Raw genomic sequence first — 24,691 nt, 5'->3', positions numbered from 1 at the left:
AGACCGATCGACTCGGGTCAGCGCCGTCCGAGGCGGGCGAGCTCCATCGTCTCGGCCAGCAGCTTCGCCACCGAATCGGCCTCGGTGAGAAATCCATCGTGGCCGTCTCGCGACTGGATCACTTCGAGCCCCCGGCACTGTGGGAGCTCACGCGCAATTTCTTTCTGCAGTCGAAGCGGGTAGAGGCGATCGGAATCGACGCCCCCGACGATGGTCGGAACCGGCACGGACGCAAGGGCTTCGGCAACGCCGCCGCGTCCTCGGCCCACGTCGTGGCGGTTCATCGCTTCGCTCAGAAGAACGTACGTTGCCGCGTCGAATCGATTGACCAGTTTGGCGGCCTGATGCTCGAGGTAGCTCTGCGCGGAGTACCTGCCGCCGGCCCACGGATCCTCGTCGTTCTGGGGAGAGTTTCCGAACCGAATGTCGAGTTCGCTCTCGGTTCGGTACGTCAGATGCGCGATGCGTCGAGCAATTCCGAGTCCGGCGGTCGGGGCGGTGCCGGTGTCGTGGTAGTTGCCGCCGAGCCAACCCGGATCGGCCTTGATCGCAGCGATCTGGGTGGTTTGCGTCCCGATCTGGTCTGCTGTCGCGCGGGCACCGACGGCGAGGACCAGCGCGGCACCCACCCGATCCGGATGTCCCACAATCCATTCGAGCGTGCGCATGCCGCCCATCGATCCGCCCACGACGGCGGCGAACCGATCGATACCCAGAACGTCGGCCACCGCGACCTCTGCCGCCACCTGATCGCGGATCGAAATTTCGGGGAAGCGCGAACCGTACGGGGTGCCGTCGGGGGAGATACTGCTCGGCCCGGTGGTGCCTCCGCATCCGCCGAGCACGTTGGTGGCGACGACACACCATTCGTCGGTGTCGATGGGGCTGCCCGGCCCGACCATCCCGTTCCACCAACCGGGCAGTACGTGGTCGGCATCCGGCGGTCCCGAAACGTGGGAATCACCGGTCAACGCGTGTTCGACGAGGACGACGTTGCTGCGATCGGCTGCCATCTCGCCCCAACGCTGCACCGCCACGGTCACGTGCGGGATGTGAGAACCGTTCTCGAGATCGAGACCACCGATGTCGATGGTTCCCAACCGCCCGTCCGGAGACGGAAGAACCGCCTCCGGACGAACGCCTGTATTCAAGCTGTGACTCAAGACGCCGCCGCGCGGAAGCCGACCTCGAGATCGGCGATGATGTCGTCGATTCCTTCTATACCGACGGCCAGACGCACGAGGCCAGGAGTGACGCCGGAGGCCAACTGCTCTTCCGGGGTCAACTGCGAATGCGTGGTGGATGCCGGATGGATGACGAGAGAACGCACGTCTCCGATGTTAGCCACATGACTGTGCAGAGTGAGAGCGTTGACGAACTTCTTGCCCGCGTCCACTCCTCCCTTCAGTTCGAAGGCGATGATCGCGCCCTGCCCCTTCGGGAGTAGCTGCTGCCCGCGCTCGTACCAGGGCGAGGATTCGAGTCCGGCGTAGTTGATCGAGACGACGTCGTCGCGACCGGCGAGGAACTCGGCTACCTTCTGCGCGTTCGCCACGTGCCGCTCGATTCGAAGACTCAACGTCTCGAGACCTTGGCTGATGAGGAACGCATTGAAGGGTGACACCGCAGCCCCGATGTCGCGCAACAACTGCACCCGTGCCTTCAAGGCGAAGGCCGGAGCGCCGAGATCGGCGAAGACGACACCGTGGTAACTCGGGTCCGGGGTGGTGAAGTTGGGGTGACGGCCCTGCGTCCAGTCGAACGTTCCGCCGTCGACGATGACGCCTGCGATCGCCGTGCCGTGACCGCCGAGGTACTTCGTCGCCGAGTGCACCACGATGTCGGCACCGTGCTTCAGCGGCTGCAGCAGGTACGGCGTCGCGACGGTGTTGTCGACGATCAGCGGAATGCCGTTCTCGTGGGCAACGGCCGAAATGCCGGGGATATCGAGAATGTCGTTCTTCGGATTGGAGATCGTCTCACCGTAGAACGCTTTGGTCGACGGTGTGATGGCCGCGCGCCACTGCTCGAGATCGTCCGGATCATCGACGAACGAGACGGTGATACCCAGCTTGGGGAGCGTGTAATGGAACAGGTTGTAGGTGCCGCCGTAGAGCCGCGGGCTCGACACGATGTGGTCGCCCGCCTCGGCGAGGTTGAGAATCGCGAACGTCTCGGCGGCCTGGCCCGACGCGAGCAGCAATGCCGCGACGCCACCTTCGAGGGCCGCGATGCGCTGCTCGACGACATCCTGTGTCGGGTTGATGATCCGGGTGTAGATGTTGCCGGGCTCGGCCAGACCGAACAATGCGGCCGCGTGATCGGTGTTGTCGAACGTGTACGAGGTGGTCTGGTAGATGGGCAACGCACGAGCCCTGGTGGTGCCGTCCGGTGTCTGACCCGAATGGATCTGCTTGGTCTCGAAGCTCCAGTCGGCTGCGGGATCGGTGAACGGATCCTCGGTGGGTGCTCCGGTGGCGTCGACGACGTCGGGGGTCGAATCGGTCATGGCTGGTGATACTCCGTTTTCTCAGACGTGTTTTCTGTCGAATGAAGCTCGAGAACTCGAGCGTTACGGGGCGTATCGGTACAGCAACACATGAGAACCTCCTGACATGCCTCGGCCCGTGGGGACCGAAGATCAGTGGGTCCGCTTCGGAGCGGACCCGCGCTTGTCGATACGACACGGATGTGTTGCATCGGCCTGGTCGTTCACCCGGGGCACCCCACCGCGGTTGGAGGGTTGCCGGCCAGCAAGCCGGGGCTCGATGCTGGCACTCATGACCTGGCAGGAATCTTAGCGGGTACGGGTGTCTCGGGGGAACGAGGGCGCTCGCGACCCTCGAGCAGATGCTCTGGTGAGGACAATCACCGCCCGACGACTCGAAAACGAGTCGCCTCGGGGAAGACAATGGAGACGACGAACGTTGTGCCGTCCGGTCGGGCTGTGCTGAATCGATCCACCAGGTCGTCATCGCGCCCCCGGCCCCGCTCTGTAGTCCGATTGCTTACGAAGGTTGTTCTGCTGTGACTGTCACCGATTCCGCTCTCGCCAGAAACGTCAGCGCCGTGCGCGGCAAGGTGTCGAGTGGGTTGAGTGTCGGCCATCGACCACACTCGACCCGCCGCAGGCTTGCCATGCTGGCTCTGTCCATCGGCGGCTTCGGTATCGGCACCACCGAATTCGCGTCGATGGGCCTGCTCCCGGACATCGCGACGACGATGGGCATCTCGGAGCCGTCGGCCGGTCACATGATCTCCGCCTACGCACTCGGCGTCGTCGTCGGTGCGCCGACCATCGCCGCTCTTGCGGCGCGTGTTCCTCGGCGCATGTTGTTGCTGGCGCTGATGGTGGCGTTCACGCTCGGCAATCTCGGGACGGTCTTCGCACCGAGTTTCAACGAGTTGGTGGCCTCCCGATTCGTGGCCGGCCTGCCGCACGGCGCGTATTTCGGCGTTGCGGCGCTAGTGGCAGCGCACCTCGCTGAGCCGGGCAAACGAGCCAAGGCCGTCGCGATGGTGATGATGGGTCTATCGGTGGCGAACGTCGTCGGTGTACCGGTGGCGACCTGGATCGGCCAGGCCCTCGGGTGGCGAAGCGCATTCGCGCTCGTCGCCGTGATCGGGTTGCTCACCGTCAGTGCGCTGGTCCTGTGGATGCCGCGACTCGACGCGATGCCGACCACCAGTCCGATCACCGAGCTCGGTGCCCTGCGCCGTGGGCAGGTGTGGATGACCCTGTTCGTCGGCATCGTCGGATTCGGTGGCATGTTCGCGGTGTACACCTACATCGCGTCGACCCTGACCGACGTCGCGGGCCTTGCCCGTGCACTGGTTCCGGTGGCCTTGATGATCTACGGCCTCGGCATGGTTGCCGGCAACTACGCAGGCGGTTGGTTGGCCGACAAGTACAAGCTCAAGGGCACCTTCATCGGGCTGGCCGCGACCGCAGTGTCCCTGGCCGTCTTCGTCGTCGCGGCTCACAACCCGGTGACCGCGCTGCTTCTCGTGTTCTTGATCGGCGCGTCCGGCTCGTCCGTCGTCCCCGGACTTCAGACCCGTCTGATGGACGTGGCGGAGGACGCGCAGACTCTCGCCGCGTCACTCAACCACGCGGCGTTCAACCTGGCCAATGCCATTGGAGCCGCGGTGGGCGGCGCCGTGATCGCCGCAGGCCTCGGCTACACGGCACCGGCCGCCGTCGGCTCGGGACTCGCTGTTGCCGGCCTGGGCGTTCTGTCCGTCGCCATGTGGATGGAGAAGCGCTCGGCGGTATGAGAGTCAGGACGTGATGGTGGTGGCGGTTCCGCCGAGCGCCTCGGACAGTGCCGGAGCCACCTTGTCGATCACGTACGGCAGGCTCAGCACGCTCGTGAAGTAGATCGCCCCCGCCGTCACCCCATCGGTGAAGACGAGATTGCCGTCCTTCACCGGCTGCAGAGCGTTGTACACCGGTTCCTTCTCCAACTGGCCGCGATCGCCCGGGTTCTCCGTTCCCCAGATCAGCACATCTGCAGTGTCGAGGACCGACAGGTTCTCCAGCGGGATGCTCGCCTGCGCACTGCCGTCGGCCGGCACGAACGCGTCGATGTCGTCGGGTATCACAAAACCGAGCTTCGTCAGGAAGTCGGTGCTCAAACCGTCTTGGTATGCGATGGCCTTGCCCTCGTAGAACGCGTTCTGTAGGAAGATCGCCTTCTTGCCCGCGAACTCGGGGTGCGCCGCCGCGGCATCGGCGAACTTCTGATTCACGCCGTCGATGAGCCCGTCCACCTCGGCCTTCTTGCCCATCGCCCGTCCGATCTTCTCCGCCTGTACGTCCCAGGGCTCGAAGTAGGCGGTCGACGCGTCGGACTGGGCGAGCGTGGGTGCGATGTTGCTCAGAGTCCGGTAGCTGTCCGCGGTGAGACCGGCGTTGGTGGCGATGATCAGATCGGGCTCGAGGGCGGCGATCTTCTCGGTCTCGAAGCCGTCGCCGTTGTTGGTGAGCACCTCGGGCTGGGCATTTCCCAGCGCGGCCCGAGCCCAGGGCCAGGTCGCGTACGGCTGGTCGCCGTACCACTCCGTCACCCCGACGGGGATCACGCCGAGGGCCAAGACCGTGTCCTGTTCGGTGTATCCCGCCACCACGACGCGCGTGGGCTCGTCTGGAACGACGGTTTCGCCGAACGCATGCTCCACCGACACGGGAAAGACGGCCGAGCTGGCGGTCGTGGGGGAGTCGGGGCCGTCGGACGCGCCGTCGGAGTTCGAGCAGGCGCTCAGTAGTCCCGCCGTGGTCAACGCGATCGCGCACACCGCCAAAGTTCTCCGAAGTGGTCGGGTACGCATCGAATGGGCCTTTCGTCAGGGCGGGTACCGAAAGGAAGGGTAGCCCACCCTTGGTCAGACATTCACGTCAACCTTCACCGAACCTCCACATTTCCCGACGAAGTCCTCCATGTCCGACCTCTAGGGTCAATTCTCATGAGCCGCACAGTTCTCGTAGTCGACGACGAACCCACGATCTCCGATGCCGTGGCCGCTCGACTGCGAGGCGAAGGGTACGACGTGGTCACCGCCGCAGACGGCCCGTCCGCGGTGGAAGTGTGCGGCCGGATCGACCCCGACGTGGTGGTGCTGGATCTGATGCTTCCCGGTTTCGACGGACTCGAAGTGTGTCGACGCATCCAGGCGTCCCGGCCGGTACCGGTACTGATGTTGACGGCCAAGTCCGACGAGACCGACATGCTCGTCGGGCTGGGCGTCGGTGCGGACGACTATCTGGGCAAGCCGTTCAGCATGCGTGAACTGGTCGCGCGTGTGCACGCCCTCATCAGGCGCGCCGAGCGCGTCGTCACTCCCGAGCAGCACACCACTCGAATCGGCGACGTGCACATCGATCACCGGGAGCGACGCGTCTCCACCGACGCGGGCGACATCCACGTCACCAGAACCGAATTCGACATCCTGGCGTATCTCGCCGCTCGGCCTCGTACGGCGGTGTCCAGGGAGACTCTGCTGTCGGAACTGTGGGGCTGGGACGATTCGGCCAGTAGTCGTACCGTCGACAGTCACGTGAAAGCGTTGCGGCGCAAGCTCGGTGGCGACCTGATTCGTACCGTCCATGGCGTCGGATACGCCGTGGAGGCACCGCGATGAGGCCGATGCTGCCGCGTCCACTCGATCCCTTGCGGTCGTTCAAACTCAAGGTCTCGCTCGTGGTGGGCATCGTGCTCGTGCTGGCGAGTGTCGTCTTCTGGATCGGGGCCGGCTGGCAATTTCGCTACACACTTCTCGCCGCATTGATCGTGTCCTTGGCCGCAACACAATTCGTTGCGCACGGCATGACGTCGCCGCTGCGGGAGATGACCTCGGCGGCCAAAGCAATGGCGCGAGGCGACTATTCGACCCGGGTGCGTGCCACGTCCCGCGACGAGGTGGGCGAGCTCGCCACCGCGTTCAACACCATGGCAAGCGACTTGGAAGCCGCCGAGAAATACCGCCGCGAGCTGATCGGAAACGTCTCGCACGAATTGAAAACTCCGATCGCTGCCTTGCGTGCAGTGCTCGAGAACATGGTCGACGGGGTGACCGAACCCGACCCGGCCACGTTGTCGGTGGCTCTCGGCCAGACCGAGAGGCTGGGGAACCTCGTGACCGAACTGCTCGATCTGTCGAGGGTCGAGGGTGGAGTGCTGAGCATCGCCCCGACGGACTTCCCGGTGCGCCCCTTCCTCGAGGAGGCGACCGGCGTTCACCGAGAACGAGTGTCGATCGTCGTCTCACCCGGTGCCGCGACGGTCGTCGCCGATCGTGCTCGAATGACGCAGGTCATCACCAATCTCGTCGACAATGCCGTACGGCATTCGCCGCAGTCGGGCACGGTGAGTATCCGAGCACACCGAATCGGTGACCGGTTCGCATTCGATGTTCGCGACGAGGGTCCTGGCATCGCACCGACCGACCGTCACTCGGTGTTCGACCGGTTCACTCGCGGCGGATCCACCGACGGCGGAACAGGTCTCGGACTCGGAATTGCACGGTGGGCCACCGAACTGCACGGCGGGACCATCGACGTTCTCGACAGTGAGTCGGGCTGCCACATCAGAGTGGCCATCCCCGGGCGCTGACGACCCACCTTCTCCCACATACCCACTCACCTCGACTGCTCGTCCCTGGACCGCAGCCGCGGTTCGGCATGCCTCGAACACAGAAATGGATCCCAGCCATGACCACGATCGGAATACCCATGCACCCGAGAACGCGGCCTCGTCGATCGCTGTGGAGCCCTCGAACCTGGCCGGTGCTGCGACACTCTCGGGCACCCCGAGCTGCACTTGTCGGAGCGATCGTTGCTGGACTCGTCAGTGCAGTGGTGTTGGGCTACAACAACTTCGGCGTACCGATCACTGCCGCGTGCATCATGGCTGTCGTTGTAGCGGTACGGCGTGCGTCGTTGTCGACGTGGGAGTGGGTAGGTGTGGCGGGGGTCCTCGCGTTGTCCAGCGTCGCGGCGCTACGAGACGCGGAGTGGATCGTCGCGTTGTCCGTTGTCCTCGCGGTCGTCGTCGGGTCGGTGGTTCTCTCGCGGGCCTGGACATGGACGGGCATCGCCCTCGGTGCCGTGCTGCCGGTACTGCTGCCCCTACGGGTCGTGCGGTGGACCCGACGAGGGGCGGGATCCATCGATCTCGAAGGGCCGAAGCCGATCCGAATCGGCGTGGTCGCCGCCGTCACCGTCGTGCTCTGCGTGGTGTTCGCCGCGCTGTTCGGGGCGGCGGATCGACGGTTCGCGGATGCGCTGGGCTCTGTCACTCCGCAGTTCGATCTCGGATCGATCGTCGGCCGAGTGGTCGTCTTCGTATTGACGGCCGCAGGTGCCCTCGCCGCCGCATACGTGGCCGTGCATCCGCCGCGCTTCGACCGCCTGGCGGCAACACCGCGTCGTACACTTCGGTTGTGGGAGTGGGCAATACCGCTCGGCGCTGTCGTCGGCCTGTTCGGCGTGTTCGTCGCATTCCAGATCCCGAGCTTGTTCGGCGGCCAGGGACACGTTCTGAGCACCGAAGGTCTGACCAACGCCGAGTACGCACGCCAAGGCTTCTGGCAGTTGCTGACGGTCACGGTGCTGACCTTGCTCGTCATCGCGGTCACCGTGACCAAGGCCGAACGAACGGACCTACGCGACCGACTCGCATTGCGGGTTCTGCTCGGTGCGCTGTGCGCACTGTCGGTGGTGATCGTGGCGTCGGCGTTGCATCGAATGTCGTTGTACGAGGAGCAGTACGGCTACACCACCCTGCGGCTGTTCGTCACCGCCGTCGAATGGTGGTTGGGTTCGGTGTTCGTATTGCTGCTCATCGCGGGCGTACGGATGTCGGGTCGCTGGCTTCCGCGAGCAGTCGGTGTGGGAGCAGTGCTGACCGTTCTCGCCCTCGCGGCCGTGAACCCGGACGCATACATCGCGCGGCAGAACGTCGAACGGTTCGAGGAGACGGGGCGGATCGACGTGTTCTACCTCGGCGGGTTGTCGGCGGACGCAGATTCCGAACTCGATCGCCTGCCCGAACGTGTTCGTGAGTGTGTTCAGGCCCGAGGCCCGGTCTTCTGGGGAGACAGCTGGTACCAGTGCACAGACCCGACGGTATCTGTACCCTGAGCAACGACTCGACGATCGGTGACGAAGGACGGAGGTGCACGATGGGCTATCAGAACCTCGTCGTCACGTCGGTGCTGTTCTTCACGCTGCTACTGACTACTCCCGCCGGACCGGCGGATCTCGCACTGATCATCGTCGCTGCTCTGGCGGCGGTGTTGTTCTACGCGCATCGTGCCGGGGCGCTGAGCCTTCTGTACCGTCCGTCGAACGTCGGACCGAATGCGGAGGAGCGCCACCTTCGTGGCTCGTTCCGACGTCAACACCGCCCCGACGCACCCGGTCGCCCGCAGCCGCGAGCACCCGGTCTCCTGGTGGGAGCGCTGTAGTTCGACAGCTCTCCCACACCTCACGTGCCCCTGGTCCACGAGGTTCATCGGGAGAATCCTTATGTTGTCCATCGACAACGCCACCCGCCGTGTCGGTTCGCCGGCTACGTTCGACGTGAGTTCGAGGCGTGCTGCGTCGCCGTGGCGAGCCGCAGTGGTCACCCTCGTCGGGGTGGCAGCAGTCCTGGTGGTCGTCTTCGCCGTCGTCGACGCTCAGCCCGCGGCTCAGATAGCGATGTTCGGTGCGCTGGTGGCTGCGGCACTGCTGGTGACGGGTGCATCGGTCGACGTCCTCGTCGTGGTGCCGCCCGCATCCGCGACCCCTGGATCCGACGGCGGCAGACTCCGCGGGGCCTACCGCAGACAAGAGCAACCCGACGCGCCCGGGCGTCCTATGCCGAGAGCACCCGGATCGGTTCACCGACCGGATCGGTGGCTCCAGTTCTACTGAGCCACTGCGAGATCCGGTCGAGACGTCACCCGACCGATTTCTCTCCCAGTGAGGCACTCCCATGCTCGATTTCGTCTATTACCCCGTTTCCGCGGTGCTGTGGTTCTGGCACCGGGTATTCGGTTTCGTGCTCGGCCCCGACAACGGCGTCGCCTGGGCCTTGGCCGTCGTATTTTTGGTCTTCACGCTACGAACGCTGTTGATCAAGCCGTTCGTCGGTCAAATCCGTTCACAGCTCGTCATGAAGAAACTCCAACCCCGGCTCGAGGAGGTACGGAAGAAGTACTCCGGCGACCGGGCCCGTCAGGCCACGGAAATGCGCGCGTTGCAGAAGGAACACGGCCTCAACCCGCTGATGGGTTGCCTTCCGCTGCTGGCCCAAGCACCGGTGTTCATCGGTCTGCTGCACGTATTGCGATCGTTCAACCGCACGGGAACCGGCTTCGGGCATCTCGGTATGTCGGCGCAGGAGAACGCGAGTACAGCCAACTACGTGTTCGGTGCAGGCGACGTGCAGTCGTTTCTCGACGCGCGGCTGTTCGGCGCGCCTATCTCCGCTGCAGTCAACAGCTCTCGAGATGTTCTCGAAGCCTTCGGTCCGTTCGGTGGGGTGCCGTCGGCGTGGACCATCGCGACCGTCGCGGTGCCGCTGATGATCGTTGCTGCGGTGGCCACCCACCTGAACTCCCGGGCATCGATCGCGCGCCAGGATGCGGCCGCTTCGGCGAACCCGCAGACGGCGATCATGAACAAGCTCATGTTGTGGGTCTTCCCGGCCGGGGTGCTGGTCGGTGGCCCGGTTCTGCCCGTCGCCGTGCTGCTGTACTGGGTGAGCAACAACATCTGGACCTACGTCCAACAACACGTCGTCTACCGACGGCTCGACCGGGAGTCGGTCGCGGTGCCGAAGGTGGCATCGGCGGTGACGGCTCCGAAGCCAGGGGTGAAGCCCAAGAGAAGGTGAGCCTGCGGAGGCCACCCGCCGCTTGTCGGTGGCCTCCGCTACGGTCGTCGGCGTGCCGATCACTATTTCCACAGTCAACGTCAACGGGATCCGCGCGGCTGTTCGCAAGGGCATGCTTCCGTGGCTCGACGCCACCGATGCCGACGTCATCTGTCTTCAGGAGACGCGGGCCAACGACGGCGAGCTGACGAAAGCGCTGGCCCCGGCCCTCGATGCGGGATGGCATCTGGCCTCGGCGGAACCGTCGGCGAAGGGACGCAACGGTGTGGCCCTGCTGTCGAGGGCCGCGCCGGAGGCGATCAGAACCGGCATCGGAGTCGCTGAATTCGCCGACGCGGGTCGCTACATCGAAGGAGACTACGGCGACGTCACCGTGGCGAGCCTGTACCTGCCGTCGGGTGAGGTGGGGACCGATCGACAGAACGAGAAGGAACGCTTCATGGCGGCGTTCGCGAAGTATCTCGCCAAGACCGCCAAGGCAGTGACGTCCGCCGAGCGCGACGTCGTGGTCTGCGGCGACTGGAACATCGCCCACACCGAAGCGGATCTGAAGTCGTGGAAGACCAACCGCAAGAATTCGGGGTTCCTGCCCGAGGAACGCGAGTGGGTATCGCGACTGCTCGCCGAGAAGTCACCGTGGACCGACGTCGTGCGTGAGCTGCACCCCGGCGTCGAAGGGCCGTACAGCTGGTGGTCCTACCGCGGAAAGGCGTTCGACAACGACGCCGGTTGGCGCATCGACTACCAACTCGCCACCAGTGATCTGGCCGAGCGTGCGAAAGAAGCGGTCACCGAGAGAGCAGAGGCGTACGACCAGCGGTGGTCCGATCACGCGCCGGTGACGGTGCGCTACCGCTAGGAGCGGAGCCTGCGGAGTGACCGGGGTGGTGAGGCAACCGGTACGGGTCGATGACGGCGTGAAAAGATTGCCGCATGTCTTCTCCTGACTCGATCGACACGTCGCAGGGTCCGCGTCGTCGGGTGCTCTCGGGCATCCAACCGACGGCGGATTCGTTCCATCTCGGTAACTACCTGGGTGCGGTGCGGAACTGGGTGGAGTTGCAGGAGGAGTTCGATGCGTTCTACTTCGTTCCCGATCTCCATGCGATCACGGTTCCGCAGGACCCGAAGGAATTGCGTCGGCGCACCCGGGTAGCGGCCGCGCAACTGTTGGCGGTGGGTATCGATCCCGAGAAGTCGACGTTGTTCGTGCAGAGCCAGGTGCCCGAGCACGCGCAGTTGGCGTGGGTTCTGAACTGCATCACCGGGTTCGGTGAAGCCGGTCGGATGACACAGTTCAAGGACAAGTCCGCCAAGCAGGGTCGCGATCACACGAGCGTCGGGCTGTTCACCTATCCCATTCTGCAGGCCGCGGACATCCTGCTGTACCGGCCGAATCTCGTTCCGGTGGGCGAGGATCAGCGTCAGCATCTGGAGTTGACTCGCGATCTGGCGCAGCGGTTCAACTCGCGGTTCAAGAAGACCTTCGTGGTTCCCGATGCACACATCATCAAGGGCACGGCCAAGATCTTCGATCTGCAGGATCCGACGGCGAAGATGAGCAAGTCGTCGTCGAATCCGGCGGGCATCGTCAACATCCTGGACGATCCGAAGGTGTCCGCGAAGAAGATTCGTTCGGCAGTGACGGACAACGAACGCGATATCGTTTTCGATCCGGAGAACAAGGCGGGCGTCAGCAATCTTCTGGTCATTCAGTCCGCTCTGTCCGGGAAGAGCATCGACGATCTGGTCGCCGGTTACGCAGGCAAGGGCTACGGCGACCTCAAGTCCGACACTGCCGACGTGTTGACCGAGTTCGTGGTTCCGCTGCGCGAACGAATGGACGGATTCATGTCCGACGTAGCCGAATTGGATCGTCTTCTCGCTGCCGGTGCGGATCGAGCCAGGGAGGTCGCGAGCAGAACGTTGGCTCAGGTGTACGACAGGGTGGGGTTCCTTCCTCCCGGCGCATAGCCTTGTCGTGCACGATATTCGCGCTACACGACATTTCGAGGACACGGCCCGAACAGCCGCCGACGACAGCGAGAAGGTGAGTGCCATGCCCGATTTCAAGGCCATGCTCGACGATCGGCGTGCTCGGTGGCCGTGGCTGGATCACACTGTTGTTGCTGCGCAGCGGTATCAGGGGCAGAAGGGCGATTACTACGCCGCGGGGATGACGTATTTCAGTGTGCTGGCGTTGTTTCCGCTGCTGATGGTCGCATTCGCTGTTGCCGGATTCGTGCTGGTGAATCAGCCGGAGTGGCTTGCCGAGATTCAGTCGCAGATCGCCGAGAACGTCCCGGGTAGCTTCGGTGAGACGATCAGCTCGCTGATCGATACCGCGATCGAGTCCCGTACCGGTGTCGGTGTCATCGGTCTGCTCGGCGCGCTGTACGCGGGGCTCGGGTGGGTGGCCAATCTGCGTGAGGCCCTGACCGCGATGTGGGAAAGCCAGCACGAGTCGGGCGGATTCCTTGCGACCAAGGCCAAGGACCTCGCGGCTCTGCTCGGCCTGGGAGCAGCACTGGTGCTTTCTCTCGGGCTGTCCGCGTTGGCTGGGGGCGGCGTCATGCGTGGCATTCTCGAATGGTTGAACCTCGATTCCGTTCCCGGTGTCGGGGTGGCGCTGCGAGTCTTCTCGATACTGCTCGCGCTTGCCGGAACCTGGGCGCTGTTCACCTGGGTGATCTCACGTCTGCCCCGCGAACCGGTGTCGTGGCGCAGTGCGGCCAAAGGTGCACTGTTGGCCGCGGTCGGGTTCGAGATCTTCAAGCAGCTCGGCGCGATCTACCTCGCGTCCGTCACGAGCGGGCCCGCCGGAGTCGTGTTCGGTCCCATCATCGGTCTGTTGGTGTTCGTGTTCACGACGTCGCGGTTGGTGCTGTTCTCGACTGCGTTCGCAGCCACCACTCGGGAGAGCCTTGCAGACGCCCATGTTCCGGCGCCGGATCCCGCGGTGATCAACACCCGGGTCGAGGTGAGCGACGGGCCGGGTGTCAAGGGTGGTCTGGCCTTGGTGGGCGCTGGCGCTCTGGCCGCGCTGGGTATCGCTGGATTTCGCAATCGGCGACGCTGACACAGAGGCGACGACCTCGCGAGATTAAGGGGCGGTGGGGGAGCTCAGGGGCGGCGGGAGAGTGTGCGTGCGCCCCACAGCAAACCGGCCACGACCAGTGCACCGATGACCCCGATTGCGATGCGTACGACCGTGTCGCCCTGCGCCTGCAGATCGGATTGTCGGCTACCCGATTCGGCACTCGACGCCGACGCAGGGGGTTGAGCAAGAGTCGGCACCGCGCCGGTCGCACGTGTGCTCGTCACCGGCGACGTGGAATCCGGTTCGACCAAATCGCCGACGCTGCTGCTCGGGTCGAGGGCGAACCCGTAGTCGAGCAGCCGAGCGGCCTGTTCCCATGGCCGGATCGGCAGTACGTCACCCTTCATGATCGTCACGACCAGACGGCGACCGTTGCGTTCGGCACCCGCCACGAAGGTCTGCCGGGCATCGTCGGTGTAGCCGGTCTTGCCGCCGAGAGCACCCGGATAGTTGTAGAGCAGCTGGTTGTCGTTGGACAGCGTGAAGCCGGGCCGGTCCTGGTCGTCGGGAATCGTGGGATCCTTCGGAAAGCCGGGGAATTGCACGTTCTCGGTCGAAATCAGTTGCGCGAAAGTCGAATTGCGCATGGCCTCCCGGTAGAACAGTGCCAGGTCGTAGGCCGAGCTGGCCATGCCCGGCCCGTCCAGGCCAGAGGGGGTTGCGGTCCGTGTGTCGAGCGCGCCCAACTCTGCTGCCTTGGCATTCATCTTCTCGACGGTCGCGGCGTCACCTCCCAGCTGCGCCGACAAGGCATGCGCGGCATCGTTTCCCGACGCCATGACCAGGCCCTGCAACAGTTGCAGATTGGTGTAGACACCGTTCTTCCCGATGCCGACGGCGCTCCCTTCCGCGTCGGCGTCCTCGGCTGTCGCAGTGATCTGTTTGCCGAGGTCCAGCTCGTCCAGAGCGACGAGAGCGAGCAGAATTTTGATCGTGCTCGCCGGTCGGTGCCGACCGTGTGGATCCTTGGCGGCCACGACCGATCCGGAATCGAGGTCTGCCACCACGAACCCGGTTGCCGAGATGTCCGCGGGCAGTGGGGGCGCGCCATCCGGCACGATCGCGCCGCACTCGGCCAGTTGGGATCCGCCCACCGGCTCCGCCGGGATCGGAACCGGTTGTGGCGCAGTGCTACCCGGAGCCGGAACTTCCGAGGAATCGATCGCCGGGGGCGGCGACGCCGCGAACGGGCACGCATCGGTGTTCGGCGTCGTGAACGGTGGCGTCGTCGACACGACGGGTGGCTCGACTGCCGGCTGCGCCGATGCAGGGCCGCCGCCGACGCCGGCGAGAGAGAGAGCTGTCGCCCACACGGCTACGAACTTTCGGGTCCTTTTCATCGCGAATTACCATAGGCGCTACAGAGGTCACCGAGGCCGCGACCCACCGGGGAGCGGGCCGGTTCGACGGCCCTGCCAAACTACGTCCATCGTCTGTGATCGGCATTACGTTGTACAGACAGTGATCCGCCGAGCTGTACTACCGACAGCTCGGTCGCCCGAGAGGAACCCGGATGACATTTCGACAGGCGGCCCGTCCCGGCCTGCTTCACTCGGCTCGACGCCGCGCCGGCCGTGGGGCGGGCGTCGCGCTCGGGTTGGTGGTAGCGCTGACGCTGGCAGCCTGTTCGAGCACCGGTGGGGCTCCGCGGTCGTCCGACAACGGCAGCAATGCGGGAGTGGCGAACACGCCTGCGGCGACGGTAGCGATGATCACGCACGAGGTACCGGGCGACACCTTCTGGGATCTCATTCGAAAGGGAGCCGAGGCCGCAGCCGCCAAGGACAACATCGAGCTCCGCTACTCGGCCGATCCGGAGGCACCCAATCAAGCCAATCTCGTTCAGAGCGCGATCGACTCGAAGGTCGACGGCATCGCTCTGACCCTGGCCAAGCCCGAGGCCATGGCTCCGGCTGTCGAGGCGGCAACCGCAGCGGGCATCCCGGTCGTGGCCTTCAATTCCGGCTACGACGCATGGAGCGCGATGGGTGTGCAGCAGTACTTCGGTCAGGACGAAACGATCGCGGGTAGGGCTGCCGGGGCGCGGCTCACCGAAGACGGTGCGCGAAAGACGTTGTGCATCATTCAGGAGCAGGGCGCAGTAGCGCTCGAGGCACGCTGCGCAGGAGTTCGACAGGGCTTCACCGGGGGCAGCACCGAAATTCTGAACGTCAACAGCAAGGACATGCCGTCGGTCGAAGCGACGATCACCGCGAAGCTACAGCAGGACCCGAGCATCGATCACGTGGTTGCGCTCGCGGCCCCGATCGCACTGACCGCGGTGCAATCGAAGACCAACGCCGGTAGCGACGCCACCGTCGTCACGTTCGACACGAACGCCGCCCTCGTCGACGCGATCGAGTCCGGAGACGTCGCCTGGGCCATCGATCAGCAGCCCTATCTGCAGGGTTATCTCGCCATCGACTCCCTGTGGCTCTACCTCAACAACGGCAACACCATCGGCGGCGGCACCCCGGTGCTCACCGGCCCGGCCTTCGTCGACTCGACCAACATCGAGGCCATCGCCGAGTACGCCCGCAACGGAACTCGCTGAGCGTCGTCCGGACGCGGAAGGAACATCATGCCAACACAGGCCGACCCGGCATCGGGAACGCACGCCGTGATCCTGGACGAGCGGGTGAAGAAACAGAAACCGTTGCAGCGCTTGCTGATTCGCCCAGAGATGGGTGCCCTGTTCGGTGCCATCGCCATCTTCGTCTTCTTCTTCATCGTCGCGCCGCCGTTTCGGTCCGCCGAAGCGCTGGCGACCGTGCTGTACGCGTCGTCGACGATCGGAATCATGGCGATCGGTGTCGCGCTGCTGATGATCGGCGGCGAGTTCGACCTGTCCACCGGGGTCGCGGTCACGTTCTCCTCGATCATGGCATCGATGCTCGCTTACAACCTGCACCTCAACGTGTGGACCGGTGCCGTACTGGCACTGGGCCTCGCATCGGCGGTCGGCTTCGTCAACGGGTATCTGGTGACGAAGACGAGAATTCCGTCGTTCCTGATCACGCTGGCGTCGTTCCTGATGCTCACCGGCATCAATCTGGCCGTCACCAAACTCGTCACCGGACAGGTTGCGACCCCGTCGATCTCGGACATGCAGGGCTTCGATTCGGCAAAGGCCGTGTTCTCTTCGTCGTTCTCGCTGTTCGGGGTCTCCATCCGCATCACCGTCGTGTGGTGGCTCGTGTTCACGCTCGTGGCCACGTGGGTGCTGATGAGAACTCGTATCGGTAACTGGATCTTCGCCGTCGGCGGCGATCAGGAATCGGCCAGGGCCGTCGGTGTTCCGGTCACCAAGGTCAAGATCGGCCTGTTCGTGTTCGTGGGGTTCTGCGCATGGTTCGTCGGGATGCACCTACTGTTTGCGTTCGACACCGTGCAGTCCGGCCAAGGCGTCGGCAACGAATTTCTCTACATCATCGCGGCAGTCATCGGAGGATGTCTGCTCACGGGTGGCTACGGCACCGCCGTCGGAGCCTTCATCGGTGCGTTCATCTTCGGAATGACCAACCAGGGCATCGTGTATGCCGGGTGGAATCCCGACTGGTTCAAGTTCTTTCTCGGCGCGATGCTCCTCTTCGCCGTGATCGCCAACAACTCCTTCCGTAACTACGCGGCGAAAAGGTGAGCATGACTACCTCCTCGGACCAGCCCGTCGAGTCGCCGTCGGGCGCGTCGGCGCCGCTCATCGAACTGAAGAACGTCGGAAAGAACTACGGCAACATCGTTGCGCTGCACGGAATCGACCTACGCGTCGGTGCCGGTGAGGTCACCGGAGTTCTCGGTGACAACGGTGCAGGCAAGTCGACGCTGATCAAGATCATGGCGGGCCTGCACAAGCCGTCCGAGGGGCAACTGTTCGTCGACGGCACAGCGAGGACGTTCGACTCGCCGAGGGATGCTCTCGACCTGGGTATCGCGACGGTCTACCAGGATCTTGCCGTGGTCGCGTTGATGCCGGTGTGGCGCAACTTCTTTCTCGGCCAGGAGCTCACGAAAGGCAGATTCTTCAAGACTCTGGACACGAACGCCATGCGCGCGACGACCATCGAAGAGCTGCGCAAGATGGGCATCGATCTGCCCGACGTCGATGCCCCCATCGGGGCGTTGTCCGGCGGTCAGCGGCAATGCGTGGCAATCGCGCGCGCGATCTTCTTCGGAGCCCGTGTGCTGATTCTCGACGAACCGACCGCGGCGCTGGGAGTCAAACAATCCGGGATGGTGCTGCGCTACATCTCCGCCGCCAAGGAACAGGGACTGGGCGTCGTGTTCATCACCCACAATCCTCACCACGCGTACCTGGTGGGCGATCATTTCGTCCTGCTCGACCGCGGCCGCCAGAAATTGGACTGCACTTACGACGACATCTCGCTCGACGAGCTCACGACCGAAATGGCCGGGGGCCAGGAGCTCGCAACCCTTACCCACGAACTCGGTCGCTGAGACCTGCGATGGGTGAGACACGGGCACGGCGGGTAGAAGAGCAGTAGTGGTGCCCGAGGGCGGCACCGGACGAAGGAGTCGACCATGAGCAAGCACGAACCCCTCGGGCCACTGTCGCCGGACTTCCTCGAATCGGATTTCTACGGGTATCAGGGCTTGCTCGACGAGGCCGAAGTCGACGTGGTGCTGCGTACCCGCCGGTTCCTCCAGGAGCAGGTTGCGCCGCGAGCCAACGAGTTCTGGGAGAAGGCCGTCTCACCGGTACACCTGATGCCGGCCATCGCCGAACTCGAAATCGCGGGTCTGGGATACGCCTTCAAGGAACCGGGTCGTTCCGCAGGCTCCACTCCTGTGGACCGCAAGGCCTCCCGCAAACTACTCACCGGCTGGCTCGAGATGGAATTCGCGCGGGTCGACCCATCGACGGGAACGATGTTCAGCGTGCACAGTTCGCTGGCCATGAGCAGTATCTCCATCCTCGGCTCCGAGGAACAGCGCGAGCGGTGGTTGCCCGCCATGCGCCGAATGGAGACGATCGGCGCGTTCGGACTCTCCGAACCGCACGGCGGATCGGACGTCGCCGGCGGGTTGGAGACCACAGCTCGCCTCGATGGAGACCATTGGATTCTCAACGGAAGCAAGCGATGGATCGGTAATGCGACCTTCGCGGACCTGACGATCGTCTTCGCCAAGGACGAGGCGGACGGCGAGGTCAAGGGTTTCGTGGTCGAGAAGGAATTCGAGGGGTTCCGGGCAGAGAAGATCGAGGGGAAGTACTCGCTTCGCGCCGTGGAGAACGCCGACGTCCATCTCGAGAACTGCCGCGTCCCGGTCGCCAACAAGCTGGCCGATGCCAACTCGTTCGCCGACACCGCCAAGGTGCTTCGGCTGACCCGCGGGGGAGTGGCGTTCCAAGCCGTCGGCGTCATGATGGGCGCGTACGAGCGAGCCGTCGCCTACGCGCGCGAACGGGAGCAGTTCGGGTCTCCGATCGCCTCGTTCCAGCTCATTGCCGATCTCATCGCGCGGATGACGGCGAACATCACCGCGTCTCTGGGGATGGCCGTTCGCGTCGCACAACTGCAGGGCAACGGAGTTCATCACGACGAGCATGCGGCGCTCGCGAAGACGTTCTGCACGACGCGTCTGCGCGAGGTGGTCGGATGGGCCCGAGAGATCATGGGCGGCAACGGAATTCTCATCGAGCACGAGGTCATCAGGTTCTTCTCCGATGCCGAGGCGTTGTACTCGTACGAGGGCACCGCTCAGATCAACAATCTCATCGTCGGTCGCGGCGTGACGGGTTACAGCGCGTTCGTGTGACGGACAGACGAAAGCGCCCCTTCGCGTGTGCGAAGGGGCGCTTTCTTCGTAGCAGTGGTGACTAGCGAGCGAACAGCAGTGCGCGCTTGACTTCCTGGATGGCCTTGGTCACCTGGATGCCACGAGGGCATGCGTCGGTGCAGTTGAACGTGGTGCGGCAGCGCCACACACCCTCGACGTCGTTGAGGATGTCCAGACGCTCGGTGGCACCCTCGTCACGGCTGTCGAAGATGAACCGGTGCGCGTTGACGATGGCCGCCGGACCGAAGTAGCTTCCGTCGCTCCAGAACACCGGGCACGAGGTGGTGCAGCACGCACACAGGATGCACTTGGTGGTGTCGTCGAAACGGGCGCGGTCCGCAGCCGACTGAATGCGCTCGCGGGTCGGCTCGTTGCCCGTCGTCATGAGGAACGGCTTCACGGCGCGGAACGCGTCGAAGAAGGGCTCCATGTTGACGATGAGATCCTTCTCCACCGGCAAGCCGCGGATGGGCTCGATGGTGATGTTGAGGGTCTTCGACGAGTCCTTCGGCAGCATGTCGCGCATCAGCACCTTGCAGGCGAGACGGTTGACGCCGTTGATGCGCATCGCGTCACTGCCACAGACGCCGTGGGCGCACGAGCGACGGAACGTCAGAGTTCCGTCGAGGTAGCCCTTGACGTAGTGCAGCAGGTTCAGCAGGCGGTCGGTGGGCAGCGTGGGGACCTGGAAGGTGTCCCAGTACTGGCCGTCGCCGCTCTCGGGGTTGAAACGAGCGATCTTGAGCGTGACCATGACCGCGCCGTCGGGCACGGGAGGCAGATCGTTCTGTTCGGACTTCTTGTCCAGTGTGGGTGCGCTCATGTCAGTACTTCCGCTCCATCGGCTCGTAGCGGGTCTGGATTACCGGCTTGTAGTCCAGGCGGATCTCGGTGAGCAAACCTTCGCCCTCCTTGTAGGCCATGGTGTGCTTCATGTACTCGGCGTCGTTGCGATCGGGGAAGTCCTCGCGAGCGTGTCCGCCGCGCGATTCCTTGCGATTGAGCGCTCCGACGACGGTCACCTCGGCCATCTCGAGCAGGAAGCCGAGTTCGATGGCTTCGAGCAGGTCGCTGTTGTAGCGCTTGCCCTTGTCCGCGACGGTGATGTGGTTGTAGCGCTCCTTGAGGGCACGCACATCCTTCAGCGCCGTCTCGAGGCGTTCCTGCGTGCGGAAGACCGACGCGTTGTTGTCCATCGACTGCTGCATCTCGGAACGGATGTCGGCCACCCGCTCGTGACCGTGGTCGGACAGGATCAGCTCGAGCCAGTCCTGCACCATCTTCGCCGGCTCCTCGGGGAGCGGGGTGAAGTCCACCGAGTTGGCGTACTCGGCCGCGGCGATGCCCGCACGACGACCGAAGACGTTGATGTCGAGCAGCGAGTTGGTTCCCAGACGGTTTGCGCCGTGCACCGACACACAGGCGCACTCACCTGCCGCGTACAGGCCGGGGACGATGTCCTCGTTGTTGCGCAGCACCTCACCGCGAATCTTGGTGGGGATACCGCCCATGACGTAGTGACAGGTCGGGTAGACCGGCACCGGCTCCTTGACGGGGTCGACACCGAGGTAGGTGCGCGAGAACTCCATGATGTCGGGGAGCTTCTCGTCGAGAACTTCCTCGGGAATGTGGGTGACGTCGATGTAGACGTAATCCTTGTTGGGACCACCGCCGCGTCCCTCGAGAACCTCGAGCACCATCGACCGCGCCACGATGTCGCGCGGAGCGAGGTCCTTGATGGTCGGGGCGTACCGCTCCATGAAGCGTTCACCCGACTCGTTGCGCAGAATGCCGCCTTCGCCGCGGACGGCCTCGGAGATGAGGATGCCCAGGCCTGCGAGGCCGGTCGGATGGAACTGGTGGAACTCCATGTCCTCCAAGGGAAGTCCCTTGCGGAACACGATGCTCATGCCGTCGCCGGTCAGAGTGTGCGCGTTGGAGGTCGTCTTGTAGATACGCCCCGAGCCGCCGGTGGCGAAGATGATCGACTTGGCGTGGAAGATGTGCAGTTCGCCGGTGGCGAGTTCGTAGGCGATGATGCCGGTGGCAACCGGCCCGTCGTCCGTCTCGGTCAGGCAGAGATCGAGCGCGTAGAACTCGTTGTAGAACTCGACGTCGTGCTTGACGCAGTTCTGGTAGAGCGTCTGCAGAATCATGTGACCGGTGCGGTCGGCTGCGTAGCACGCGCGACGAACGGGTGCCTTGCCGTGGTCACGGGTGTGGCCGCCGAAGCGTCGCTGGTCGATCTTTCCTTCGGGCGTCCGGTTGAACGGAAGACCCATCTTCTCGAGGTCGAGGACGGCGTCGATGGCCTCTTTGGCCATGATCTCCACCGCGTCCTGGTCGGCGAGGTAGTCGCCGCCCTTGACGGTGTCGAACGTGTGCCACTCCCAGTTGTCTTCCTCCACGTTGGCCAGAGCGGCACACATGCCGCCCTGAGCTGCTCCGGTGTGGGAGCGGGTGGGGTAGAGCTTGGTCAATACGGCTGTCCGAGCACGGGGTCCGGCCTCGATCGCAGCACGCATTCCGGCACCGCCTGCGCCGACGATCAGTACGTCGTAACGATGTTCCTGCATGTAAGCGTCAGTGTCCTTAGCTCGCCGAGATATTGGGATCGAAGGTGAAGATGACGTAGGTGCCGACGCCCATGATGAGGATCATCGACAGCACCAGCAGCGTCGTCAGCCAGAATCGCGTCGAGTCCTTGCGGGAGTAGTCGGCGATGATGGTGCGCAGGCCGTTACCGCCGTGCAGCTGTGCAAGCCACAGCATCGTCAGATCCCAGAACTGCCAGAACGGGCTGGCCCAACGGCCGGCGACGAAGGCGAAGTTGATGCGGTGCACGCCGTCGTCGAGCATCAGCATGATGAACATGTGGCCCAGGACCAGCACGACGAGTGCCAGGCCGGAGAACCGCATGAACAGCCACGCGTAGAGCTCGAAGTTGCCCTTGCTCTGACGCCGCGGCGAACGCGGGTTGGCCAGGCTGGCCGGACGGTCGTAGTTCGTGCCGAGGACCTTCGCCTCGGGACCCTGCGTCGACATCAGTGACCACCCGCCGTGAACATGTTGTAGAAGATTCGTCCCGCGCCCGGGATCATGACGACCAGCCAGACGACTGCAATGACCCAGAGCATCAGCTTCTGGTACTGCGGTCCCTTGGCCCAGAAGTCGATCAGCATGACTCGGATGCCGTTCAACGCGTGGTACAGCACAGCCGCGACGAGGCCGAGTTCCATCAGTCCGACGAGCGGGGTCTTGTAGGTTTCGATGATGGCGTCGTACGTCTCGGGATTGACCCGAACCATCGCCGTGTCGAGAACGTGGACGAACAAGAAGAAGAACGTCAACACGCCTGTGATGCGGTGCAGAACCCAGGACCACATTCCCGGGTCCCCGCGGTACAGAGACCGCTTGCGCTCCTTGACCGGAGCGGCTTCCGTCGTGCTACTCATCGAGTGCAATGCCTCCAACGTCGTTGGTGGACGCGTCGAGCCCGGTGGCCGGGCTTAACCTGGCTCGATTTGTCGCGATTCGGCCCTAGTGCTGGTTGTACTAGCCGCTTGATAGAAACTGTAAACCCATTCGAAACACGGAACTAATTCGACTCGAGGTTCGTATGGTGCCGAAATCCCGTGTTAGGTTTGCCTTCCCAATTCATTCGGGCGGTTTCGGGTAGATCTCTGCATCAATTCAGACAGCGTGATTGGATGGGTGACCATGAACGAAATCGACTGGAATGCGTTGCGCGACAACGCCCATGGAGCCATGAGGCAGGCATACGCCCCGTACTCCAATTTTCCGGTGGGCGCGGCAGCTCTGGTGGACGACAATCGCATTGTCACCGGGTGCAATGTGGAAAATGTCTCATACGGTTTGGGCCTGTGCGCCGAGTGCGGGTTGGTGTCGAACCTGCACTCGACCGGCGGGGGCAGGCTCGTTGCCTTTTCCTGCTGCGATTCCCGACGCGAGATCCTCATGCCGTGCGGGCGGTGCAGGCAGTTGCTGTACGAGTTCGGCGGCGCGGATCTGCTCGTCGATACCGCCACCGGGCCGCGTCGGCTGGCAGAGTTGCTTCCGGACGCATTCGGCCCCGACAACCTCGAAGAAGGACGCGTGAACAACCATGCCTGACGCCGTATCGATCATCAGCGCCAAACGCGACGGACGCGTTCTCGACGACGAGCAGATCGAGTGGGTGATCGCCGAGTTCACCCGCGGAACCGTCGCGCCGGAACAGATGTCGGCCTTGGCGATGGCAATTCTGTTGCGCGGATTGTCGCGTCGCGAGTTGAGCACGTGGACGAACGCCATGATCGCGTCGGGCACGCGAATGGACTTCTCCGCGTTGCCGCTCCCTACCGTGGACAAGCACTCGACCGGTGGCGTCGGAGACAAGATCACTCTGCCGCTCGCGCCCTTGGTCGCTGCGTGTGGAGCCGCGGTGCCGCAACTGTCGGGTCGCGGGCTCGGACATACCGGGGGCACCTTGGACAAACTCGAGTCCATCCCCGGCTGGCGAGCTGACCTCAGCGGCGACGAGATGCACAGGATTCTTGCCGATCCAGCCGTGGGCGCGGTGGTCTGCGCGGCAGGCGCGGATCTGGCCCCGGCCGACAAGAAGCTCTACGCCCTGCGCGACGTCACCGGCACCGTCGAGTCGATTCCGTTGATCGCCAGTTCGATCATGAGCAAGAAGATTGCCGAGGGCACCGGCGCGTTGGTGCTCGATGTGAAGGTCGGCGCGGGCGCGTTCATGAAGAACGCCGACGATGCACGCGAACTGGCAACGGCGATGGTCGAACTCGGAACAGATGCGGGCGTACGGACCCTGGCAGTGCTGACGGCGATGGACACACCACTCGGCCTCACCGCGGGCAACGCGCTCGAAGTGCAGGAGTCGGTGGAGGTTCTGGCCGGCGGCGGACCGTCGGACATCGTGGAGCTGACGATCACGCTGGCACGCACCATGCTCGCCGCGGCCGGGATCGAGGGCATCGACCCGGCCGACAAGCTCGCCGACGGGTCGGCCATGGACCGGTGGCGCACGATGATCGCCGCGCAGGGCGGCGACCCCGACGCCGCGCTGCCCGTCGCCCGGGAGAGTCAGGAATTCACTGCGACGCAGGACGGCGTCGTCACCGGCTTGGACGCGATGGGCGTCGGCCTCGCGGCGTGGCGGCTCGGCGCGGGCCGGGAGCGGCAGGGCGAACCGGTGCAGAGCGCAGCGGGCGTACGTCTGCACGCCAAGCCGGGCGATCGGGTTCGAGCCGGGGATCGGCTGGCAACCTTGTACACCGACACCCCGGAGAAGTTCGACTACGCGCAGCAGGCACTGGAGGGCAGTTGGGAGATCGGCACCACCGCCGCGCTGCCGACCCCCCTCGTCATCGACCGTATCGGGCAGTAG

General features: G+C 64.4%; 24 protein-coding genes and 1 riboswitch. Of the genes, 16 read left to right on the top strand and 8 right to left on the bottom strand.

From position 1 onward, the window contains the following. Positions 1-17: 17 nt before the first annotated feature. Both metX and QM588_RS16745 read right to left on the bottom strand, forming a co-directional pair. Entirely contained in the window at positions 18-1,151 is a 1,134-nt protein-coding gene (gene metX, locus QM588_RS16750; protein ID WP_027496400.1) for a homoserine O-acetyltransferase MetX, read from the bottom strand. 8 nt (positions 1,152-1,159) lie between these two features. After that, entirely contained in the window at positions 1,160-2,509 is a 1,350-nt protein-coding gene (locus tag QM588_RS16745; protein WP_283314985.1) for a bifunctional o-acetylhomoserine/o-acetylserine sulfhydrylase, read from the bottom strand. Between the two features lie 154 nt (positions 2,510-2,663). After that, a riboswitch (SAM riboswitch) is annotated at positions 2,664-2,786 on the bottom strand. A 352-nt stretch (positions 2,787-3,138) separates the two neighbouring features. Here QM588_RS16745 and QM588_RS16740 point away from each other — a divergent pair. Continuing rightward, positions 3,139-4,278: an MFS transporter gene (locus QM588_RS16740; RefSeq protein WP_283315282.1), complete on the top strand. Its 1,140-nt coding sequence runs from the start codon at positions 3,139-3,141 to the stop codon at positions 4,276-4,278. Between the two features lie 3 nt (positions 4,279-4,281). Here QM588_RS16740 and QM588_RS16735 read toward each other — a convergent pair whose 3' ends face one another. Continuing rightward, on the bottom strand, positions 4,282-5,331 hold the full coding sequence (locus QM588_RS16735; RefSeq protein WP_283314983.1) for an ABC transporter substrate-binding protein: 1,050 nt from the start codon (positions 5,329-5,331) through the stop codon (positions 4,282-4,284). 135 nt (positions 5,332-5,466) lie between these two features. Between QM588_RS16735 and QM588_RS16730 the strand changes: the two genes are divergently transcribed. From QM588_RS16730 to yhjD, 9 genes are all read left to right on the top strand, one after another. Next, positions 5,467-6,141, top strand: a complete 675-nt coding sequence (locus QM588_RS16730; RefSeq protein ID WP_201009554.1) for a response regulator transcription factor — start codon at positions 5,467-5,469, stop codon at positions 6,139-6,141. Next, positions 6,138-7,112, top strand: coding sequence for a HAMP domain-containing sensor histidine kinase (locus QM588_RS16725; protein ID WP_283314978.1), 975 nt, complete (start codon positions 6,138-6,140; stop codon positions 7,110-7,112). The genes QM588_RS16730 and QM588_RS16725 overlap by 4 nt, the downstream gene beginning before the upstream one ends. Positions 7,113-7,210: 98 nt before the next feature. Next, a complete protein-coding gene (locus QM588_RS16720) occupies positions 7,211-8,641 on the top strand; it encodes a DUF4153 domain-containing protein (protein WP_283314976.1) in 1,431 nt (476 codons plus the stop codon). A gap of 41 nt (positions 8,642-8,682) precedes the next feature. Next, positions 8,683-8,967: a DUF6412 domain-containing protein gene (locus QM588_RS16715; RefSeq protein ID WP_283314974.1), complete on the top strand. Its 285-nt coding sequence runs from the start codon at positions 8,683-8,685 to the stop codon at positions 8,965-8,967. 61 nt (positions 8,968-9,028) lie between these two features. Next, on the top strand, positions 9,029-9,418 hold the full coding sequence (locus tag QM588_RS16710) for a DUF6412 domain-containing protein (RefSeq protein WP_283314972.1): 390 nt from the start codon (positions 9,029-9,031) through the stop codon (positions 9,416-9,418). 61 nt (positions 9,419-9,479) lie between these two features. After that, on the top strand, positions 9,480-10,382 hold the full coding sequence (yidC, locus tag QM588_RS16705; protein ID WP_283314971.1) for a membrane protein insertase YidC: 903 nt from the start codon (positions 9,480-9,482) through the stop codon (positions 10,380-10,382). 52 nt (positions 10,383-10,434) lie between these two features. After that, positions 10,435-11,241 (top strand): exodeoxyribonuclease III, encoded by an 807-nt coding sequence (locus tag QM588_RS16700; RefSeq protein WP_283314970.1) that lies wholly within the window; start codon positions 10,435-10,437, stop codon positions 11,239-11,241. A gap of 74 nt (positions 11,242-11,315) precedes the next feature. Continuing rightward, positions 11,316-12,356 (top strand): tryptophan--tRNA ligase, encoded by a 1,041-nt coding sequence (trpS, locus tag QM588_RS16695; RefSeq protein WP_283314968.1) that lies wholly within the window; start codon positions 11,316-11,318, stop codon positions 12,354-12,356. Between the two features lie 85 nt (positions 12,357-12,441). Next, on the top strand, positions 12,442-13,461 hold the full coding sequence (yhjD, locus tag QM588_RS16690; protein ID WP_179274198.1) for an inner membrane protein YhjD: 1,020 nt from the start codon (positions 12,442-12,444) through the stop codon (positions 13,459-13,461). A gap of 44 nt (positions 13,462-13,505) precedes the next feature. Here yhjD and QM588_RS16685 read toward each other — a convergent pair whose 3' ends face one another. Continuing rightward, complete coding sequence (locus QM588_RS16685; RefSeq protein ID WP_283314964.1) at positions 13,506-14,822, bottom strand: D-alanyl-D-alanine carboxypeptidase family protein; 1,317 nt, start codon at positions 14,820-14,822, stop codon at positions 13,506-13,508. A 173-nt stretch (positions 14,823-14,995) separates the two neighbouring features. Here QM588_RS16685 and QM588_RS16680 point away from each other — a divergent pair, with 173 nt between their 5' ends. The 4 genes from QM588_RS16680 (at position 14,996) to QM588_RS16665 (ending at position 19,260) form a co-directional block, all read left to right on the top strand. Next, the gene (locus QM588_RS16680) at positions 14,996-16,036 is read left to right on the top strand and encodes a substrate-binding domain-containing protein (RefSeq protein ID WP_283314962.1); all 1,041 of its coding nucleotides are present in this window, start codon (positions 14,996-14,998) and stop codon (positions 16,034-16,036) included. Positions 16,037-16,063: 27 nt separating this feature from the next. Next, on the top strand, positions 16,064-17,122 hold the full coding sequence (locus tag QM588_RS16675) for an ABC transporter permease (protein WP_283314960.1): 1,059 nt from the start codon (positions 16,064-16,066) through the stop codon (positions 17,120-17,122). Positions 17,123-17,124: 2 nt separating this feature from the next. Further along, the gene (locus QM588_RS16670) at positions 17,125-17,937 is read left to right on the top strand and encodes an ATP-binding cassette domain-containing protein (protein WP_283314959.1); all 813 of its coding nucleotides are present in this window, start codon (positions 17,125-17,127) and stop codon (positions 17,935-17,937) included. Positions 17,938-18,021: 84 nt separating this feature from the next. Beyond that, positions 18,022-19,260, top strand: a complete 1,239-nt coding sequence (locus QM588_RS16665; protein WP_222100169.1) for an acyl-CoA dehydrogenase family protein — start codon at positions 18,022-18,024, stop codon at positions 19,258-19,260. 61 nt (positions 19,261-19,321) lie between these two features. On the opposite strand, the gene QM588_RS16660 is transcribed toward QM588_RS16665, so the two are convergent. Genes QM588_RS16660 through sdhC form a run of 4 tightly spaced genes read right to left on the bottom strand, consistent with a single transcriptional unit; the run spans position 19,322 to position 22,667 of the window. Next, positions 19,322-20,104, bottom strand: coding sequence for a succinate dehydrogenase iron-sulfur subunit (locus QM588_RS16660; protein WP_027496417.1), 783 nt, complete (start codon positions 20,102-20,104; stop codon positions 19,322-19,324). Between the two features lies 1 nt (position 20,105). Beyond that, positions 20,106-21,857: a succinate dehydrogenase flavoprotein subunit gene (sdhA, locus tag QM588_RS16655; protein ID WP_027496418.1), complete on the bottom strand. Its 1,752-nt coding sequence runs from the start codon at positions 21,855-21,857 to the stop codon at positions 20,106-20,108. A 16-nt stretch (positions 21,858-21,873) separates the two neighbouring features. After that, positions 21,874-22,326, bottom strand: a complete 453-nt coding sequence (locus QM588_RS16650; protein WP_027496419.1) for a succinate dehydrogenase hydrophobic membrane anchor subunit — start codon at positions 22,324-22,326, stop codon at positions 21,874-21,876. Then, the gene (gene sdhC / locus QM588_RS16645) at positions 22,326-22,667 is read right to left on the bottom strand and encodes a succinate dehydrogenase, cytochrome b556 subunit (protein ID WP_027496420.1); all 342 of its coding nucleotides are present in this window, start codon (positions 22,665-22,667) and stop codon (positions 22,326-22,328) included. The genes QM588_RS16650 and sdhC overlap by 1 nt, the downstream gene beginning before the upstream one ends. 334 nt (positions 22,668-23,001) lie before the next feature. Here sdhC and QM588_RS16640 point away from each other — a divergent pair, with 334 nt between their 5' ends. Both QM588_RS16640 and QM588_RS16635 read left to right on the top strand, forming a co-directional pair. Further along, positions 23,002-23,415, top strand: a complete 414-nt coding sequence (locus QM588_RS16640) for a cytidine deaminase (RefSeq protein ID WP_283314953.1) — start codon at positions 23,002-23,004, stop codon at positions 23,413-23,415. Next, positions 23,408-24,691 carry a thymidine phosphorylase gene (locus QM588_RS16635; protein WP_283314950.1) on the top strand — a complete coding sequence of 428 codons (1,284 nt, stop codon included), beginning with the start codon at positions 23,408-23,410 and terminating at the stop codon, positions 24,689-24,691. The genes QM588_RS16640 and QM588_RS16635 overlap by 8 nt, the downstream gene beginning before the upstream one ends.

This window comes from Rhodococcus sp. IEGM 1354, from assembly GCF_030056855.1.
GTDB lineage: Bacteria > Actinomycetota > Actinomycetes > Mycobacteriales > Mycobacteriaceae > Rhodococcoides.
The sequence above is the reverse complement of the archived record's forward strand: the minus strand, read 5'-3'. Positions and strand labels throughout refer to the sequence as shown.